This is a genomic window from Maribacter sp. 4G9 (assembly GCF_002742265.1).
GTDB lineage: Bacteria > Bacteroidota > Bacteroidia > Flavobacteriales > Flavobacteriaceae > Maribacter.
On record NZ_MDGL01000156.1, the window covers coordinates 56,839 to 72,962 of the forward strand.

22 protein-coding genes are annotated in these 16,124 nt (G+C 40.3%); all 22 read right to left on the reverse strand.

Annotated features, from left to right (window positions below; all coding sequences use genetic code 11):
- Positions 1 to 66: 66 nt before the first annotated feature.
- Positions 67 to 999, reverse strand: a complete 933-nt coding sequence (gene ctlX / locus BFP75_RS15330) for a citrulline utilization hydrolase CtlX (RefSeq protein WP_099546243.1) — start codon at positions 997 to 999, stop codon at positions 67 to 69.
- A 3-nt stretch (positions 1,000 to 1,002) separates the two neighbouring features.
- Positions 1,003 to 1,914: a dimethylarginine dimethylaminohydrolase family protein gene (locus BFP75_RS15335; protein WP_099546244.1), complete on the reverse strand. Its 912-nt coding sequence runs from the start codon at positions 1,912 to 1,914 to the stop codon at positions 1,003 to 1,005.
- Between the two features lie 89 nt (positions 1,915 to 2,003).
- The gene (locus BFP75_RS15340; protein ID WP_099546245.1) at positions 2,004 to 3,290 is read right to left on the reverse strand and encodes a citrate synthase; all 1,287 of its coding nucleotides are present in this window, start codon (positions 3,288 to 3,290) and stop codon (positions 2,004 to 2,006) included.
- Between the two features lie 116 nt (positions 3,291 to 3,406).
- Positions 3,407 to 4,942: a glycogen synthase gene (locus tag BFP75_RS15345; RefSeq protein WP_099546246.1), complete on the reverse strand. Its 1,536-nt coding sequence runs from the start codon at positions 4,940 to 4,942 to the stop codon at positions 3,407 to 3,409.
- A gap of 105 nt (positions 4,943 to 5,047) precedes the next feature.
- Positions 5,048 to 6,340: a phosphopyruvate hydratase gene (eno, locus tag BFP75_RS15350; RefSeq protein WP_099546247.1), complete on the reverse strand. Its 1,293-nt coding sequence runs from the start codon at positions 6,338 to 6,340 to the stop codon at positions 5,048 to 5,050.
- 109 nt (positions 6,341 to 6,449) lie between these two features.
- The gene (carA, locus tag BFP75_RS15355) at positions 6,450 to 7,577 is read right to left on the reverse strand and encodes a glutamine-hydrolyzing carbamoyl-phosphate synthase small subunit (RefSeq protein ID WP_099546248.1); all 1,128 of its coding nucleotides are present in this window, start codon (positions 7,575 to 7,577) and stop codon (positions 6,450 to 6,452) included.
- A 96-nt stretch (positions 7,578 to 7,673) separates the two neighbouring features.
- Positions 7,674 to 8,261: a 50S ribosomal protein L17 gene (rplQ, locus tag BFP75_RS15360; protein WP_099546249.1), complete on the reverse strand. Its 588-nt coding sequence runs from the start codon at positions 8,259 to 8,261 to the stop codon at positions 7,674 to 7,676.
- Between the two features lie 74 nt (positions 8,262 to 8,335).
- On the reverse strand, positions 8,336 to 9,328 hold the full coding sequence (locus tag BFP75_RS15365; protein WP_099546250.1) for a DNA-directed RNA polymerase subunit alpha: 993 nt from the start codon (positions 9,326 to 9,328) through the stop codon (positions 8,336 to 8,338).
- 19 nt (positions 9,329 to 9,347) lie between these two features.
- Positions 9,348 to 9,953, reverse strand: coding sequence for a 30S ribosomal protein S4 (gene rpsD, locus BFP75_RS15370; protein ID WP_099546251.1), 606 nt, complete (start codon positions 9,951 to 9,953; stop codon positions 9,348 to 9,350).
- 93 nt (positions 9,954 to 10,046) lie between these two features.
- A complete protein-coding gene (gene rpsK / locus BFP75_RS15375; RefSeq protein ID WP_099546252.1) occupies positions 10,047 to 10,439 on the reverse strand; it encodes a 30S ribosomal protein S11 in 393 nt (130 codons plus the stop codon).
- A gap of 112 nt (positions 10,440 to 10,551) precedes the next feature.
- Positions 10,552 to 10,926, reverse strand: coding sequence for a 30S ribosomal protein S13 (rpsM, locus tag BFP75_RS15380; protein WP_099546253.1), 375 nt, complete (start codon positions 10,924 to 10,926; stop codon positions 10,552 to 10,554).
- Between the two features lie 2 nt (positions 10,927 to 10,928).
- The gene (gene ykgO / locus BFP75_RS15385) at positions 10,929 to 11,045 is read right to left on the reverse strand and encodes a type B 50S ribosomal protein L36 (protein ID WP_013305171.1); all 117 of its coding nucleotides are present in this window, start codon (positions 11,043 to 11,045) and stop codon (positions 10,929 to 10,931) included.
- Positions 11,046 to 11,138: 93 nt separating this feature from the next.
- Positions 11,139 to 11,354, reverse strand: coding sequence for a translation initiation factor IF-1 (infA, locus tag BFP75_RS15390; RefSeq protein ID WP_013751343.1), 216 nt, complete (start codon positions 11,352 to 11,354; stop codon positions 11,139 to 11,141).
- A gap of 3 nt (positions 11,355 to 11,357) precedes the next feature.
- Positions 11,358 to 12,701, reverse strand: a complete 1,344-nt coding sequence (gene secY / locus BFP75_RS15395) for a preprotein translocase subunit SecY (protein ID WP_099546254.1) — start codon at positions 12,699 to 12,701, stop codon at positions 11,358 to 11,360.
- A gap of 14 nt (positions 12,702 to 12,715) precedes the next feature.
- Positions 12,716 to 13,168 carry a 50S ribosomal protein L15 gene (rplO, locus tag BFP75_RS15400; protein ID WP_099546255.1) on the reverse strand — a complete coding sequence of 151 codons (453 nt, stop codon included), beginning with the start codon at positions 13,166 to 13,168 and terminating at the stop codon, positions 12,716 to 12,718.
- 11 nt (positions 13,169 to 13,179) lie between these two features.
- Positions 13,180 to 13,359, reverse strand: a complete 180-nt coding sequence (gene rpmD, locus BFP75_RS15405) for a 50S ribosomal protein L30 (RefSeq protein WP_099546256.1) — start codon at positions 13,357 to 13,359, stop codon at positions 13,180 to 13,182.
- A gap of 11 nt (positions 13,360 to 13,370) precedes the next feature.
- Positions 13,371 to 13,895 carry a 30S ribosomal protein S5 gene (gene rpsE / locus BFP75_RS15410; RefSeq protein ID WP_099546257.1) on the reverse strand — a complete coding sequence of 175 codons (525 nt, stop codon included), beginning with the start codon at positions 13,893 to 13,895 and terminating at the stop codon, positions 13,371 to 13,373.
- Positions 13,896 to 13,904: 9 nt separating this feature from the next.
- Complete coding sequence (gene rplR / locus BFP75_RS15415) at positions 13,905 to 14,261, reverse strand: 50S ribosomal protein L18 (protein WP_099546258.1); 357 nt, start codon at positions 14,259 to 14,261, stop codon at positions 13,905 to 13,907.
- Between the two features lie 10 nt (positions 14,262 to 14,271).
- Entirely contained in the window at positions 14,272 to 14,814 is a 543-nt protein-coding gene (gene rplF / locus BFP75_RS15420) for a 50S ribosomal protein L6 (RefSeq protein WP_099546259.1), read from the reverse strand.
- A 20-nt stretch (positions 14,815 to 14,834) separates the two neighbouring features.
- On the reverse strand, positions 14,835 to 15,233 hold the full coding sequence (gene rpsH / locus BFP75_RS15425; protein ID WP_099546260.1) for a 30S ribosomal protein S8: 399 nt from the start codon (positions 15,231 to 15,233) through the stop codon (positions 14,835 to 14,837).
- Positions 15,234 to 15,301: 68 nt separating this feature from the next.
- On the reverse strand, positions 15,302 to 15,571 hold the full coding sequence (rpsN, locus tag BFP75_RS15430) for a 30S ribosomal protein S14 (protein ID WP_099546261.1): 270 nt from the start codon (positions 15,569 to 15,571) through the stop codon (positions 15,302 to 15,304).
- Between the two features lies 1 nt (position 15,572).
- Entirely contained in the window at positions 15,573 to 16,124 is a 552-nt protein-coding gene (rplE, locus tag BFP75_RS15435) for a 50S ribosomal protein L5 (protein ID WP_099546262.1), read from the reverse strand.

Consider the following 16,124-nt stretch of genomic DNA (forward strand, 5'->3'; position numbering starts at 1 on the left):
CCTTTTAAAGGATTTAGAAGTTACGAATCTTTATCTTATTTGAAAGGAAACCGGAGAAAACCTAAACTATACTTTAGGCAAAAACACTTCCGCCATCATACATCGGGCGCTACCACCACCGCACGCTTCAATTGTATCCAGCGGACTGTGGACTATTTTGCACCTTTTTTCGATTAAAGCGATTTGGGAATCGTCCAAGCTGTTAAACGCCGCGGAACTCATTACCAGAAGTCTTTGTTCAACCTTCCCTAAAACCTCCAACATGTTCCCTGCAAAATTATGCATCTGTTGCTCGCTAATGGCAATGATTTCCTTGCCATCGTTTCTCAGATTGTCCATCACAAGTTTCCGCTCCTTTTTATCATCGATGCTGTCCAAACAAATAATGGCAAAATCCTCTCCTAAGGCCATCATCACGTTGGTATGGTATATAGGCAATCGTTTTCCATCGACCGATTGATTAGCGGTGAAAATAACCGGCATAAAATCGAAATCCTCACAAAACTCTATAAACAATTCTTCATCTGCTCTTTCCGATAAAGCACAATATGCCTTTTGATTTACGCGGTCCAAAATGATGCTCCCAGTACCCTCCAAAAAGACACCCTCTTCTTCCGCAGCTGTATAATCCATGATGTTATTGATTAGAAATCCGTGTTTCTCCATAATTTCCAAGATATCCTCCCTTCGTTCGTTTCTGCGGTTTTCCGCGAACATAGGATAAACGCCCACGGTACCATTGGCATGAAAGGAAATCCAATTGTTTGGGAAAATACTATCTGGAGTATCTGGTTCAGGGGTGTCATCCACAACAATTACATTGACACCTTCCGCACATAATTTTTCCACAAATCCATCGAACTCATGTTGGGCCTTGGTATTAATGGTCTTGTTCTTCTCATCCAAGTCCTCCATAAAATAATTGTTCACGGCCGTTTGTTCGTTCATACGAAAATTCACTGGCCGAATCATCAAAATGGTATTGGTAATCTGCATCATAAATTAATCCCTGATTAATGGTAAAGTACTACATCTTAAAAGTCCTTCTTGTTTGGAAATCTCGGCATATGGAACTTCTTCCACCGTAAAACCATGCTCCCTAAGCCAGTTGTTGAGCCTTGTAAAGTTCTTTTCAGAAACAACGACATCGGGTGCGATGGAAAAGACATTACTGAACATATGGTACATTTCATCGGCGGTAATTTCAAAAACATTTTCCTTACCAAAAAAATCCACCAACCATTGATATTCCTCTTCAACAAGGAACCCATTTTTGTGAAGAATGGCCTTTCCCTTTCCCAAAGGTTGAAAACAACAGTCCAAATGCAAGGCGTTTTCCCTGGCATTTTTGGATTTCCTCAATTCAAAGGACTTTACCTTTTTACTTGGAAATTGATTACGTAAATACTCTACCGCATGTGAGTTGGTTCTGGCCGTAATATGGTCTGCGTAATCCTCACCTGTGTATGTCCCAACAAAAATATAATCGTTCCACGGCATGACATCACCACCTTCCACATGCACTTTTTCCGGAGGATGTAAAATATTTTCTTCTTCGATCTTGTCAAGTACATGAAGTATGGCATCTACCTCTTGTTCACGTTCTGGCAATATATTGGAAATGATAAGCTTATCCTCGATTACGAAGGCGATATCCCTTGAAAATATTTGGTTACATTCTTCTAGGACCTCTGGCCTGTAGACAGCCACATTATATTTTTTTAAAACCTCCGAAAAGGCCTCCATTTCCCTTATCATGTCCTCTTCATTGGGATAAGTACCTGCTAAAATATGTTCCAGCGATTTTGGATCATAAGCTTCCTCCGGTTTGGGAATTGGTCCACAACTTTCTGCGGTTCCCAAAACTACAGCCTTCAACCTTGAAATTTCATCATTAACACTTAGCCTAAGCATATTATCAATTTTGACCGCTAAGGTAAGACTAAAAAACGCCCTCTTAAAACTTTAAGAGGGCGTTCTAAATTTGGAAATCGATTATTCGACTAACGGGATTTTAAATCCACGAAAGGTCTTAGATTTTCACCAATGTACACTTGTCTTGGCCGTCCAATAGGCTCGCCACGTAATCTCATTTCCCTCCATTGCGCAATCCATCCAGGAAGTCTTCCCAAAGCGAACATCACCGTGAACATTTCCGTGGGAATGCCCAATGCGCGGTAGATAATACCTGAGTAGAAATCCACATTGGGATATAATTTTCTATCCACAAAGTATGGGTCTTCCAAGGCTTCCTTTTCAAGCCCTTTGGCGATATCCAAAATTGGATCTTGTATTCCCAAATCCCCCAATACTTCGTCAGCCGCCTTCTTTATAATCTTGGCACGCGGGTCAAAGTTTTTGTAGACCCTGTGTCCGAAGCCCATTAACCTAAAAGGATCTTCCTTATCCTTGGCCTTGGCCATATATTTCTTGGTATCGCCGCCATCCGCCTCTATGGCCTCCAACATTTCCAATACGGCCTGATTGGCCCCGCCGTGTAACGGTCCCCAAAGTGCGGAAATTCCAGCGGACAGGGAGGCGAACAACCCTGCATGGGAAGAACCCACGATTCGCACTGTAGAGGTAGAACAGTTTTGCTCGTGGTCTGCATGTAAAATCAATAGTTTATCCAAGGCATCTATAACGACTTTATTCTTTTTGTATTCCTGATTTGGTCTTTTGAACATCATTTTATGAATGTTCTCCACATAACCCAAGGTATCATCGCCATAATCTAGCGGCAAGCCCTTCTTCTTACGTAGCGTCCATGCGACCAAAACGGGAAACTTGGCCAGAATCCTAACTATGGAGCGATACATGTCCTTTTCAGAACTTACGTCTACTGTTGACGGATTAAAGGCAATCAAGGCACTTGTCAGTGAAGATAACACACCCATAGGATGTGCAGATTTTGGAAATCCATCCAAAATCTTTTTCATCTCTTCATCTACATGGGATTCATCCGTAATATCCTTATGAAATTTGGCCAATTCTTCCTCATTTGGAAGTTCACCAAATATTAGCAAATAAGCCACTTCCAAAAAGTCGGCCTTTTCTGCAAGCTCCTCAATAGAATATCCTCGATACCTTAAAATACCCTTTTCACCATCCAAAAAAGTGATGGCACTTTCACAAGACCCCGTATTCTTATATCCTGGATCTAAGGTAATAATCCCTCCCGTAGAAGACCTTAGGGTCTTAATATCAATGGCGAGTTCATTTTCCGTTCCTTCAACAACAGGAAACTCGTATTTTTTACCATTATATTCTAAAGTAGCTTTATCTGACATTTTAATATTTTACGTGTTAATCGATTAGAGGTAAAGTTAAGAAAACAGGGGTATTTTAACAATTTCGCCCAGCGCTTTGGGCTAAAATTAACAATTAGTCCGGCGTACGGAAAAACCTATAACAAATAAAGGTCTTTGTAATATGCATCCACGGAATTTTCCCAAGTAAAACGCATTTTTTTGGCATTCGCCTTAATACGTTTCCAAGTGGGTTTGTCATTTTCCCAAACATTCAAAGCCTCGTCAAAAACCTTGACCATATTTCTGATCTGTTGGTCATAGGTTTTTCCCTCAAAGGCAAAACCCGTCTTCATATGGGCCACAGTATCCTTCAAGCCTCCGGTGTGGTGCACCAAACAAGGATTACCGTTTCTCATGGCCAACATTTGACTTATTCCGCAGGGCTCGAACAAACTTGGCATAAAGTAGAGATCTGTTTCCAAGTACATGGAATCGATCAAATCTTCCGACTGTCCGTTGGTAAAAATAAAATTCTTGTGTTTGTAGCTCATTTTACGGAACAGATCCTCATAATCTGGATTCCCGGTTCCCAATAGCATAAAAATACCCTCAACCTTATCCAACCTTTTTAATATTTCCTCAAATGCCTCTGGCGAACGTTTTAGGAAATAAAACTTCTGTTCCGTCAACCTGGCTACACTGGAAACAATAAACTTGGGTCTGTTCCCAACGTATTGCATGATCTTTTCGCCGGTATGGGCCAAAAAATCAGCCTTATATTTTTTGGATTCGTCCTGTAACCAACGAAACAAGGCCTTTACGGTATTCCTGTAAAGATTTCCCTTTTCCACGGTTCTAATATTATTGTAGTTGGATGCATTCAAGATACCAAACAGTCTTCCTTCATTATTCGCTTTTTGTAAATCCTTTTCCAAGCCTTCCCCACCAATAAACTTGGGCGGTCTACTGGGCAACATAACATCTTCCTTGTATGATGGGGATACCGTGTGCACCGCATCCGCCAAACGTATCCCTACTGCCATTAAGTTGATACAGTCCGGGTAACGTGGATCCATCAATGTCTTATGATCCAATTGGATTTCTGGAAACCAATGGTTTACAGAGGCGTAATTGTTATAAAACGGTCGGATACCCTGTATCGCCAGATTGTGTATGCTATAAACATATCGAATTTTTTTTAGGTCACGATAGGCAGGGTGATATGCCTTTAGAAATAATACTGCACTGGAATGCCAATCGTGCATGTGTACAATATCCAAAGTACCAAACGCGCCAATTTTTATAGCTTCGGCGACCGCCGTAGAAAATATCATGAATTTTACGAAGTCATTGAAGAATGGCTCCGTTGGATCATCATGATAAATATGGGCAATACCTCCTTCTTTTATTTCGGGATGGTGAATTACATAGTGGGTAATATTCTTTATGATTTTCTTGGGAAGCACCTCATAAAGCTCTGCCTCATACGTAGTCCCCCTTAAGCTAAATTCCAACCGAGCCTTAAAGATTCCGTTCTGATGCAACCTCCCATACGATGGCACTACCACGTGGGCCTGATCACCGCGATTGGCAATTTCCCTGGGAACATCCCTCACTACATCACCCATTCCTCCGGCCTTACAATCAGGAATTGCGTCATTTTCCGCGGAAACAAAAAGAAAATTATTCATACAATACACATAGGGGATTGATAACTTAGAAAAGGTAATTAAAGTTTTAGACTGTTCCAAAAAAAAAGGCTCTCTAAAAAGAAAGCCTTTTACTCGGTAACGTCTTTATTTTATCTTAAATGCCTTTTTCTGAGGATAGTAGGCCATACTTCCCAACTCCTCTTCAATTCGTAATAATTGATTGTACTTGGCCATACGATCCGATCTGGAGGCAGAACCTGTTTTGATCTGCCCACAATTCAAGGCTACTGCCAAATCGGCAATGGTATTATCTTCCGTTTCACCAGATCTATGGGACATTACTGAAGTATACCCGGCATTCTTCGCCATGTTCACGGCCGCAATAGTTTCCGTTAAAGTACCTATTTGGTTTACTTTAATCAAAATGGAATTTGCAATACCCTTTTCTATTCCCGTGGACAATCGTTCTACATTGGTCACAAATAAGTCATCACCTACCAATTGCACCTTATCCCCTATTTTTTTCGTTAGGGCCTTCCATCCGTCCCAATCGTTTTCGTCCATACCATCCTCAATGGAAATGATGGGATATTTCTCGGTCAAATCCGCCAAATATTGTGCCTGTTCCTCAGAGGTCCTTACCACACCTTTACTTCCTTCAAACTTGGTATAGTCGTAGGCACCGTCCACATAGAATTCTGCAGAGGCGCAATCCAAGGCTATCATAACATCATCCCCTAATTTATATCCGGCTTTCTCAACAGCCTTTGCAATAGTATCCAAAGCATCCTCGGTTCCCCCGGCAAGATTAGGTGCAAATCCACCCTCATCGCCTACAGCAGTACTCAATCCCCTATCATGCAAGACCTTTTTAAGATTATGGAATATTTCAGTACCCATCTGCATGGCATGAGAAAAGCTTTTGGCCTTAACTGGCATGACCATGAACTCTTGGAAGGCGATAGGCGCATCAGAGTGCGAACCTCCATTGATTATGTTCATCATAGGTACAGGCAAAGTATTTGCACTTACACCACCAACATACCTGTATAGGGACATACCTAATTCATTGGCAGCCGCCTTTGCCGCAGCTAGGGATACCCCTAAAATAGCGTTGGCACCTAATTTGGATTTGTTGGGAGTGCCGTCCAAATCAATCATGGTCTGATCCAAAAGATTTTGCTCAAAAACGGACATTCCCAATATTTCCTCTGCGATGACCGTATTTACGTTTTCAACGGCCTTCAAAACTCCTTTTCCCATAAAGGTCTTTCCTCCGTCACGAAGTTCAACCGCTTCATGCTCACCCGTGGAAGCCCCAGAAGGGACTGCAGCCCTGCCCATGACTCCATTTTCCGTAATTACATCTACCTCAACCGTTGGGTTTCCTCTTGAATCTAAAATTTGTCTTGCGTGAACACTTAATATGATACTCATTTGATATTTTCTTTAATAAATTTGTTTGAAAATTGATGGATAAAGATACGAACGTTAGCACCACATTGCTAAAATGATTCTTTCTATTCCAGATAATATAACGATTTTTTTAAACTTCTGTGGATTGTTTTGAGGTTTTCTCGATCAACTTGAAAAAATCGTCAAAAAGATAGTCCGCATCATGGGGTCCAGGGCTTGCTTCCGGGTGATATTGTACGGAAAAGACATCCTTGTTTTTCATACGAATACCTGCCACGGTCTGATCATTTAGATGTACATGGGTGATTTCTAAATCCGTATTTGCTTCCGTTTCTTCCCGATTGATAGCGAACCCGTGGTTCTGGGAAGTGATTTCCCCTTTCCCTGTTAACAAATTTAAAATAGGATGGTTAATACCCCTGTGCCCGTTGTGCATTTTATAGGTTGATACCCCATTGGCCAGTGCGATTACCTGATGCCCTAAGCAGATTCCAAACAAGGGCCTATCCGTTTCAATGATTTCCTTGGCAACTGCGATGGCTTCTTTCAACGGTTCAGGATCTCCTGGACCGTTAGAAATAAAGTAGGCATCCGAATCCCAATCGGACATTTCAGCAAAAGTGGTGTTGTACGGAAATACCTTAATGTATGCTCCTCGTTTTTCTAAATTCCGAAGTATATTTCTCTTTATTCCAATATCCAAAGCCGCGATCTTGATTGGCGCGGAAGCATCTCCAAAAAAGTATGGTTCTTTGGTAGAAACTTTTGAGGCCAGTTCCAAGCCTTCCATACTGGGGACTTTTTCAAGTTGCTTCTTTAACTCGGGTATATTATCCACCTCAGTAGAAATGACGGCGTTCATCGCACCATTGTCCCGTATGTAACTGACCAACGCCCTTGTATCCACATCTGAGATCGCAAAAAGGTTGTTCCTATCCAAAAATTCCTTTAGGCTTGCATCGGCTAAAGGACGGGAATATTCATAGCTAAAGTTTCTGCATATCAATCCGGCAATTTTTATTGTTTCGGATTCCACCTCATCTGAGTTTGTTCCGTAATTTCCAATATGGGCATTGGTTGTTACCATTAATTGCCCAAAATAAGAGGGGTCCGTAAAAATTTCCTGATATCCGGTCATACCAGTATTGAAACAGACTTCCCCAAAAGCGGTTCCATCTTTGTTTCCTACGGATTTTCCATAAAAAATGGTCCCGTCGGCTAATAAAATTAAAGCTTTCTTTTTGGCTTGATACTTCATGCTATTCCTTTACTTTTTATCCGTTCACAAAAAAACATAAAAAAAGGATAGGCTGTAAGGCCTATCCTTTTATAATTATCAATTTTTATTGACATTTTACTCTTTTGAATCATCCTCCTTTTTAACCTCGGCTTCAGGTTGTGATTCATTCTCCGGTTTTGCCTCAACTTCTGGAGCGGCTTCTTCGACAACTGTTTGCGTAACTTCAGTTTCGTCAGCTTTTGCAGCTTCAGAACCAGAACTTTTACCACCTCTTCTACTTCTTCTGGTGGACTTTTTCTTAGGCTTACCAGCGTTGTAAAGTTCATTGAAATCTACCAACTCGATCATTGCCATATCCGCGTTATCACCTAATCGGTTTCCTAGCTTGATAATCCTTGTGTAACCACCTGGTCTATCCGCTACCTTTTCAGATACCACACTAAAAAGTTCGTTTACTGCATATTTATCGCGAAGGTTTTTGAAAACGATACGCCTATTGTGGGTACCCCTCTCGGCAGTTTGATTGTTTTCCGCCTTTGACTTTGTAATCAATGGCTCTACAAATTGCTTCAACGCCTTCGCCTTGGCTACGGTTGTATTAATTCGCTTATGCTCGATCAAAGAACAAGCCATGTTTGCCAACATAGCCTTTCTATGGGCAGATTTTCTTCCTAAATGGTTAACTTTTTTTCCGTGTCTCATGTTATTACAGTATCATCTTGCTACCAAATCCCAATCCCTTTCATTTTGATGGAGGGAGAGCAAAATATGATTAATTAATCCTTATCTAATTTATATTTTGACAAATCCATACCAAAGCTTAGACCTTTGTTGATGACTAACTCCTCTAGCTCCGTCAATGATTTTTTTCCGAAGTTTCTGAACTTCATCAAATCGTTCTTGTTGAAGGAAACCAAATCCCCCAAAGTATCTACCTCAGCAGCCTTTAAACAGTTCAAGGCACGTACCGATAGATCCATATCGACCAATTTAGTCTTCAACAATTGTCTCATATGCAACGATTCCTCATCATAGGTCTCTGTTTGCGCAATTTCATCTGCTTCAAGCGTAATACGCTCATCGGAGAACAACATGAAATGATGTATCAAGACCTTGGCTGCCTCGGTCAAAGCGTCCTTAGGATGAATGGAACCATCGGATACGATTTCGAAAATCAATTTTTCGTAGTCGGTCTTTTGTTCCACACGATAGTTCTCGATACTATATTTTACATTCTTGATCGGTGTAAATATAGAATCCACAGCTATCGTACCAATTGGTGCCCCGGATTTCTTATTTTCCTCTGCCGGAACATATCCCCTGCCTTTATCTATGGTAATTTCCATGTTGATGCTGATCTTGGGATCCATATTGCAAATTACCAAGTCTGGATTCAGCACTTGATAACCTGAAATGAATTTTTGGAAATCCCCAGCTGTCAACTGTTCCTTTCCACTTACTGAAATGGATACAACTTCAGCTTCCGAATCTTCTATTTGCTTCTTGAAACGAACTTGTTTCAAGTTCAGGATAATTTCGGTTACATCCTCTACAACACCCGAAATAACGGAGAACTCGTGTTCTACTTTATCTATCCTCACGGATGTAATGGCATGGCCTTCCAAGGAAGAAAGCAACACCCTTCTAAGTGCATTCCCAACAGTTAATCCATAACCAGGCTCCAAAGGACGAAATTCGAATTTTCCTTCGAAGTCTGAGGAATCGATCATTATTACTTTATCGGGTTTCTGAAAATTAAATAATGCCATAATTGGATCAGTGTTGTTTTTATTTAGAATAAAGCTCGACGATTAATTGTTCTTTGATGTTTTCAGGAATCTGAAGTCTTTCAGGAACGGAAACAAATGTTCCCTCCTTCTTCTCACTGTTCCAAGTTATCCATTCGTAAACACTACTGTTTGCCGAAAGGGAATCTTGAATGCTCTGTAAAGACTTGGATTTTTCCCTAACACCCACAACGTCACCTGCTTTTAATGTATAGGAAGGAATATTTACAATATCACCATTAACCGTAATATGTCTATGGGAAACCAGTTGTCTCGCGCCACTTCTAGATGGGGAAATTCCCATCCTAAACACCACGTTGTCCAAGCGGCTTTCGCACAATTGCAAAAGAATCTCGCCCGTAACTCCCTCTTTTCTCTTAGCGGTTGCGAAAAGGTTTCTGAATTGCTTTTCTAGTATACCGTAGGTATATTTAGCTTTTTGTTTTTCCATCAACTGAACGGAATACTCAGACTGCTTTCCTCTACGTCTGTTACTTCCGTGTTGTCCTGGAGGGTAATTTTTCTTTTCAAAGGACTTGTCGTCCCCGAATATCGCCTCACCAAATTTACGGGCGATTTTTGATTTAGGTCCTGTGTATCTTGCCATTTTCTAAAATTATGAAGGTGGGATTATGAATTAAGGCTTATCCTTCGATAATCGTAATTACACCTTCGGTGAAATTTATTTATACTTGTTCGATTAAACTCTTCTTCTTTTTGGAGGCCTACACCCATTGTGCGGCATTGGCGTAACGTCGATAATTTCAGTAACCTCGATTCCTGAATTGTGTATGGAACGTATAGCGGATTCCCTTCCATTTCCAGGCCCCTTAACATATACCTTCACTTTACGCAAACCTGCTTCATGTGCAACTTTTGAACAATCTTCAGCTGCAACCTGAGCCGCATATGGGGTATTCTTCTTGGAGCCCCTAAATCCCAATTTACCTGCTGATGACCAAGAAATAACATCACCCTTCTTATTCGTCAAAGAAATGATAATATTATTGAATGAAGCATTTATGTGTGCCTCTCCCACGGAATCAACAATAACTTTACGCTTTTTAACTACTTTCGTATTTGCCTTTGCCATATTAAATTTTAGTTTCTAGTTGTTAGTTTTTAGTTATTGGAATCCTAGACTTTTACATTTCAAACAGATTCTTCTAACGTCTAAATACTAATGACTACTATTCTATTTCTTATTATTTAGTAGCTTTCTTCTTGTTAGCAACTGTTTTTCTCTTACCTTTTCTTGTCCTAGAGTTATTCTTGGTACGTTGGCCTCTTAATGGTAAGCCAGATCTATGACGTATACCTCTGTAACATCCAATATCCATTAATCGCTTAATATTCAATTGAATTTCTGAACGTAACTCACCTTCAATTGTATAGAAAGAAACGGCTTCCCTAATACGACCTATTTCATCATCGTTCCAGTCAGAAACCTTTGTATCTTCACTAACTTGGGCCCTCCCCAAAATTTCCTTGGCCCTGCTTCTTCCTATTCCGTAAATGTAGGTCAAGGCGATTACGCCCCTCTTTTGTTTTGGTATATCTATACCCGCGATTCTTGCCATAACTACCCTTGTCTTTGTTTAAATCTAGGATTCTTTTTGTTGATTACGTACAATCTGCCTTTTCTGCGAACAATCTTGCAGTCGGCACTTCTCTTTTTTACTGATGCTCTTACTTTCATGTGTTAGTCTTTATTATCTCTATTGTCACATGTAACCTCCTTTAACCAAGCCTAAAATTGAGCTAAGAAAATAGTAGGTTTCATCTTACTGTCTTAGTATCTATAAGTAATTCTTGCTTTACTAAGGTCGTACGGACTCATTTCCAATTTAACCTTGTCTCCAGGCAACAACTTTATATAATGCATGCGCATCTTACCTGAAATGTGCGCCGTAACTACATGTCCATTTTCTAATTCCACCCTGAACATTGCATTGGACAATGCTTCAATAATGGATCCATCTTGTTCTATCGCTGCTTGTTTAGCCATAAACTATGCTACTTTTCTATTTTTTCCGGTTTTCATCAATCCGTCATAATGCCTATTCAAAAGGTATGAATTCACCTGTTGTACAGTATCAATTGCCACACCTACCATAATCAACAAAGAGGTACCACCGTAAAAAAGCGCCCATCCAGCCTGTACATCCAATAATTTCACCACAATTGCCGGTAAAACGGCCAGCAAAGCTAAAAATATAGATCCAGGTAACGTAATTAAAGACATTATTTTATCTAAATAATCACCAGTTTCCTTTCCAGGTCTAATTCCTGGAATAAAACCGCCACTACGTTTCAAATCATCTGCCATCTTATTGGTAGGTACGGTAATAGCTGTATAGAAATAGGTAAATATGATAATAAGGAAGGCGAACAATAAATTATAGGCCCATCCAAAAATATCGGCAAATTGTACTTGCATCCACTGACCAAACGACGTATCGTCAAAAGATTGACCTATCAAGCCAGGAACGAACATAATAGCCTGTGCGAAAATTATGGGCATTACTCCTGAAGCATTAAGCTTTAAGGGGATATATTGCCTAGCTCCCATCACATTTTTTTCATAGCCACCAGATGCCGTTCTCCTAGCATACTGTACAGGTATTTGGCGCGTTGCCATAACCAACAGAACACTGGCCAAAATTACCAGGAACCATACGATTACCTCAATTAGTATGAACATTAATCCTCCATTATTGTTGGTTGTCCTTGAAACGAATTCCTGAACAAATGACTGTGGCATGGTCGCTATAATGCCTATCATTATCAATAATGAGATACCGTTACCAATACCTTTATCCGTAATCTTTTCTCCCAACCACATTGCAAAGACACAGCCCGATACCAATATGATTACCGCTGGTATCATAAAGTCCAATCCCTTCCCAAGTACAAAAGCGGTATCAGGAACACCAAATGCCCCTAAACCGTATAGGTAAGCAGGAGCTTGAACAATAGAAATACCAATGGTCAACCAGCGTGTAATTTGATTGATTGTCTTCCTACCACTCTCTCCCTCCTTTTGTAATTTTTGCAGGTAAGGAATTGCAATACCCATTAATTGGACTACGATTGAGGCCGATATATATGGCATGATACCCAAAGCGAATATGGAAGCATTGGCGAAAGCCCCTCCCGTAAATGCATTTAAAAGACCAAAAATACCTTGGTCCGTACCATCAGCCAATCCGCCCAACTGCGTGGAATCTATACCGGGAAGAACAATTTGACAACCAAATCTATAAACCAATAGAAGGCCTAGAGTTATAATAATTCTATTCCTAAGCTCTTCTATCTTCCAAATATTGGATATTGTATCGATAAATTTCTTCATGTTCCCACTTATACTTATAAACTTATTGCTTCACCACCCGCAGCTTCAATAGCAGCTTTTGCCGAAGCAGTAAATTTATGTACAGATACTTTAAGGGCAGTTTTTATTTCACCACCTCCTAAAATCTTAACCAAATCGTTTTTACCCACGGCACCTATCTCCACTAGGGTGACAAAGGAAACTGTATCCTTAATTACTTTGGCATCTACAAGCTCCTGCAATTTATCAAGGTTAATTCCTTTATATTCCTTTCTGTTAATATTGGTAAAACCAAACTTGGGAACTCGTCTTTGCAATGGCATTTGTCCTCCTTCAAATCCGATTTTCTTTGAGTAACCAGATCTAGATTTTGCACCTTTATGCCCTCTAGCAGCTGTGCCTCCCTTTCCAGAGCCTTGTCCTCTACCTAAACGTTTACCATCCCTATTTACGGAACCTTCTGCAGGTTTTAGATTACTTAAGTTCATTATATAGATATTTAAGCTTCTTCAGTTGAAACTAAATGTTTAACTTTATTTATCATTCCAAGAATATTAGGTGTTGCATCATGCTCCACAACCTGACCTATCCTTTTTAGTCCAAGAGCCGCCAAAGTCCTTTTCTGGTTCTGAGGTTTTTTAATACCGCTCTTCACTTGTTTTACTTTAATCTTTGCCATAATAAACTCTCTTAACCTTTAAATACCTTCTCCAAGGAAATCCCTCGTTGTTCTGAAATTGTCTTGGCGTCCCTTAATTGCAATAAAGCGTCAAATGTTGCCTTTACCACATTATGCGGGTTAGAAGACCCTTGAGATTTAGATAATACATCATGTACACCAACGGCTTCCAATACGGCTCTTACAGCTCCACCGGCTATTACTCCGGTACCATGCGAAGCTGGCTGTATATAAACACGTGCTCCACCATATTTACCCTTTTGCTCATGTGGCAAGGTACCTTTGTTCAGGGGAATGCGAATCAAGTTCTTTTTTCCGTCTTCGATTGCCTTTGCGATTGCCGTTGCAACTTCTTTAGACTTTCCAAGACCATGACCTACAACACCATTCTCATCACCAACAACTACTATAGCAGAAAAACCAAATGCCCTACCACCTTTCGTAACTTTGGTAACACGCTGAACGCCTACCAATCTATCTTTTAAATCTAAACCCCCTGGTTTGACTGTTTCTACGTTTTTGTACTTTTGGAACATACCTTTTATTTAGAATTTTAAACCTGCTTCCCTTGCACCATCGGCCAAGGACTTTACCCTACCATGGTAGAGATTTCCACCCCTATCAAATGCAACCTTTTCTATTCCGGCAGCCTTTGACTTTTCTGCTATGGCCTTTCCTACCAAAGCGGCAATCTCGGTCTTGTTTCCCTTTGTGGAAGCTATATCCTTATCCCTTGAGGAAGCGGCCGCCAAAGTAACTCCTTTTTCATCGTCTATCAACTGCGCATAGATTTCACTGTTACTTCTAAAAACTGACAATCTTGGCCTTTCGGCGGTCCCATTGGAAACCTTACGGATTCTCCTTCGAATTCTATACTTTCTTTGTGTTTTTGATAATCCCATAATACTTTTATTAAGCCGATTTACCTGCTTTTCTTCTTAATTGTTCACCAACAAATTTGACCCCTTTACCTTTGTAGGGTTCAGGCTTACGGAAGGATCTAATCTTCGCCGCTATGTGCCCAACCAACTGCTTGTCGTGAGAAGTTAATTTAACTATAGGGTTCTTTCCTTTTTCCGAAATTGTTTCGACCTTAACCTCAGGGGCTAGATTAAAAACGATATTGTGCGAAAAACCTAAGGCCAAATCCAGTTTTTGACCTTGATTACTGGCACGGTAACCTACACCTACCAATTCCAACTCCTTGGTCCATCCTTGGGAAACCCCTTTGACCATATTCAATATCAAAGCTCGGTAAAGACCGTGTTTTGCTTTATGCTCCTTAGAATCAGATGGTCTTGTTACCCAAGCTTGCCCGTCTTCTATTTTAACTTCGACACCAGAGAAATCTTGGGTCAATTCTCCCAACTTACCTTTTACGGTAATTTCGTTGTCCCTGACCTCTATGGTTACTCCTTCTGGAATCGCTATCGGATTATTTCCTATTCTAGACATCTTCTAACTCTTTAATTCTATTAATATACGTAGCATAAAACCTCACCACCAACATTCTCAGCCTTGGCTTGCTTACTTGTCATTACACCATGCGACGTTGAGACAATTGCAATACCCAATCCATTAAGGACCCTAGGCAAATTATCGTTAGAGGAGTATTTTCTTAAACCAGGCTTACTGATACGTTGTATCTTTTTAATTACAGGTTCCTTCGTCACCTTATCATATTTCAAGGCTATTTTAATGGTACCCTGAACCTTGTCCTCCTCAAACTTGTAACTTAAAATATACCCTTGATCGAATAATATTTTAGTAATTTCCTTTTTTAGATTGGACGCTGGGATTTCAACAACCCTGTGCCCTGCCCTACTTGCGTTCCTAACTCTCGTTAAATAATCTGCTATAGTATCTGTTACCATTTATATATAATTCGGTGACGGTTTTTAGCTTCATGCTAAACCTGAAACCAGTTATTAATCCTATTATTCTACCAGCTGGCCTTTTTAACACCGGGTATCAAACCTTGGTTTGCCATTTCCCTGAACATTACCCGAGAGATTCCAAAAGTCCTCATGTAACCTTTTGGTCTTCCAGTTAGCTTGCATCTATTGTGCATACGTACTGGAGAGGCATTTTTTGGCAATTTCTGTAATGCCTCATAATCGCCAGCTTCCTTTAAAGCTTTGCGTTTTTCAGCATATTTAGCTACAGTCTTCGCCCTTTTTCTCTCGCGGGCCTTCATTGATTCTTTAGCCATTCTAGTTCTTTTTAAAAGGTAATCCTAATTCTGTTAATAATGATTTTGCTTCCTTGTCTGTTTCGGCAGAGGTAACAAATGTCACGTCCATCCCGTTAATTCTATTGATTTTATCAATATTGATCTCTGGGAAGATAATCTGTTCTGTAATTCCAAGGTTATAATTACCGCGTCCATCAAAACCGGTAGCCTTGATACCTTGAAAATCCCTAACCCTAGGAAGTGCAGAAGTAACCAACCTATCCAAAAATTCGTACATACGATCTCCTCGTAATGTAACCTTGGCTCCAATTGGCATTCCTTTTCTTAGTTTAAAAGCAGCAACGTCCTTCTTAGAAATTGTTGCTACAGCTTTTTGACCTGTAATCATAGTCATCTCGTCCACAGCATGGTCAATAAGCTTTTTATCGGCAACAGCGGCACCAACACCTCTACTTACCACAATTTTTTCCAATTTTGGAACTTGCATTACGTTTTTGTAACCAAATTCTTCGGTCAAGGCCGCTATAACACGGTCCTTATATTCTTTCTTTAATCTTGCAACGTAAGCCAT

Coding starts and splice junctions, on each gene's coding strand:
- ctlX (WP_099546243.1), bottom strand. CDS start 999: ATGATGCAGATTACCAATACCATTTTGATGATTCGGCCAGTGAATTTT.
- BFP75_RS15335 (WP_099546244.1), bottom strand. CDS start 1,914: ATGCTTAGGCTAAGTGTTAATGATGAAATTTCAAGGTTGAAGGCTGTA.
- BFP75_RS15340 (WP_099546245.1), bottom strand. CDS start 3,290: ATGTCAGATAAAGCTACTTTAGAATATAATGGTAAAAAATACGAGTTT.
- BFP75_RS15345 (WP_099546246.1), bottom strand. CDS start 4,942: ATGAATAATTTTCTTTTTGTTTCCGCGGAAAATGACGCAATTCCTGAT.
- eno (WP_099546247.1), bottom strand. CDS start 6,340: ATGAGTATCATATTAAGTGTTCACGCAAGACAAATTTTAGATTCAAGA.
- carA (WP_099546248.1), bottom strand. CDS start 7,577: ATGAAGTATCAAGCCAAAAAGAAAGCTTTAATTTTATTAGCCGACGGG.
- rplQ (WP_099546249.1), bottom strand. CDS start 8,261: ATGAGACACGGAAAAAAAGTTAACCATTTAGGAAGAAAATCTGCCCAT.
- BFP75_RS15365 (WP_099546250.1), bottom strand. CDS start 9,328: ATGGCATTATTTAATTTTCAGAAACCCGATAAAGTAATAATGATCGAT.
- rpsD (WP_099546251.1), bottom strand. CDS start 9,953: ATGGCAAGATACACAGGACCTAAATCAAAAATCGCCCGTAAATTTGGT.
- rpsK (WP_099546252.1), bottom strand. CDS start 10,439: ATGGCAAAGGCAAATACGAAAGTAGTTAAAAAGCGTAAAGTTATTGTT.
- rpsM (WP_099546253.1), bottom strand. CDS start 10,926: ATGGCAAGAATCGCGGGTATAGATATACCAAAACAAAAGAGGGGCGTA.
- ykgO (WP_013305171.1), bottom strand. CDS start 11,045: ATGAAAGTAAGAGCATCAGTAAAAAAGAGAAGTGCCGACTGCAAGATT.
- infA (WP_013751343.1), bottom strand. CDS start 11,354: ATGGCTAAACAAGCAGCGATAGAACAAGATGGATCCATTATTGAAGCA.
- secY (WP_099546254.1), bottom strand. CDS start 12,701: ATGAAGAAATTTATCGATACAATATCCAATATTTGGAAGATAGAAGAG.
- rplO (WP_099546255.1), bottom strand. CDS start 13,168: ATGAACTTAAGTAATCTAAAACCTGCAGAAGGTTCCGTAAATAGGGAT.
- rpmD (WP_099546256.1), bottom strand. CDS start 13,359: ATGGCAAAGATTAAAGTAAAACAAGTGAAGAGCGGTATTAAAAAACCT.
- rpsE (WP_099546257.1), bottom strand. CDS start 13,895: ATGTTCCAAAAGTACAAAAACGTAGAAACAGTCAAACCAGGGGGTTTA.
- rplR (WP_099546258.1), bottom strand. CDS start 14,261: ATGGGATTATCAAAAACACAAAGAAAGTATAGAATTCGAAGGAGAATC.
- rplF (WP_099546259.1), bottom strand. CDS start 14,814: ATGTCTAGAATAGGAAATAATCCGATAGCGATTCCAGAAGGAGTAACC.
- rpsH (WP_099546260.1), bottom strand. CDS start 15,233: ATGGTAACAGATACTATAGCAGATTATTTAACGAGAGTTAGGAACGCA.
- rpsN (WP_099546261.1), bottom strand. CDS start 15,571: ATGGCTAAAGAATCAATGAAGGCCCGCGAGAGAAAAAGGGCGAAGACT.
- rplE (WP_099546262.1), bottom strand. CDS start 16,124: ATGGCTTACGTTGCAAGATTAAAGAAAGAATATAAGGACCGTGTTATA.